We start from the raw sequence: 985 nt of genomic DNA, 5'->3' as shown, positions 1-985 counted from the left end.
TATTTAATTAAATGCATAATTTTATTAATTATAGCTTTTATTTGTCTTTTCCAAACTATCATTATTAACGCTTTAGAAGCACAACCTAACGAACAAAGACCCAACAACCAACATTATGCTTTTACTCAAAGTCCAGATTTAAAAAATAAACAAATTGAAAATAGAAATAAAAAACTAAGTTTGCAACTTGATAAACTTATTGAACAATTACAAACATTTGTAACTGAATATGACGAATATGACGCATATTTATTTCATAATATAAAGTAATTAAAAAATGAAACTGTAAACAATAGTGAATTTACAACATTACAAAACATCCTAGACCAAGACATACCAAGATATAAAACTACATTAACCCAAAATGCCCATGGAGGAAAAAACACTTTTATGACAAGTATCGCAAACAAAGAAACACTCAACACCGATGACATAAACACTCTAAAAGCAAAAATAAAGAATTGCTTTTATACTTTCAAAATTAATAGAAATAAAGTTTATGAGACAATAAAAAGCAAAGTGGAACCTTTTAAAAATATTTCTTCTATCAAAACCAAAATCGAAGATCTTGAATCTGATTTAACATCCAAAAAAGATCAAACCCAACCCAACAATTTCCAACCATCCCCAACTAATTTATGCGACCTTAATACAGATATCAACAATGAAATTGAAAAACTATCCCAAATACATAATAAATATTTTATTGCTAAAATAAATAATATTTAATTAAACCCAGGTAACCAAAATCAAATCCAAGAATAAATTATTACTAAATTAAAAACATTAATCCCTCAAAATTCAAATACACAAAATGTAGAAACACAAGCTACTATTTGATAAGCTCCACGAAAACGGAACTACTGAACTACTGAACTACTCAAGAGCAACAATTTTTGATAAAAAAAATAATTTTTTTCTCAAAAACCAAATTACTTATTAATTACTTTTATTATAACATAAATTAATTTTTTTAAAACAAATA

At 25.2% G+C, this 985-nt stretch carries 2 protein-coding genes; both read left to right on the top strand.

From position 1 onward, the window contains the following. Positions 1–270, top strand: a 270-nt coding sequence (locus OL66_RS03950; RefSeq protein WP_034172079.1) for a hypothetical protein, incomplete at its 5' end; no start/stop codon positions are given. A gap of 120 nt (positions 271–390) precedes the next feature. Then, the gene (locus OL66_RS00830; RefSeq protein ID WP_034172078.1) at positions 391–729 is read left to right on the top strand and encodes a hypothetical protein; all 339 of its coding nucleotides are present in this window, start codon (positions 391–393) and stop codon (positions 727–729) included. The last annotated feature ends 256 nt before the right edge of the window (positions 730–985 follow it).

The organism is Chrysanthemum yellows phytoplasma, from assembly GCF_000803325.1.
In the GTDB taxonomy this organism is placed as follows: Bacteria; Bacillota_I; Bacilli_A; order Acholeplasmatales; family Acholeplasmataceae; genus Phytoplasma; species Phytoplasma asteris.
The sequence above is the reverse complement of the archived record's forward strand: the minus strand, read 5'-3'. Positions and strand labels throughout refer to the sequence as shown.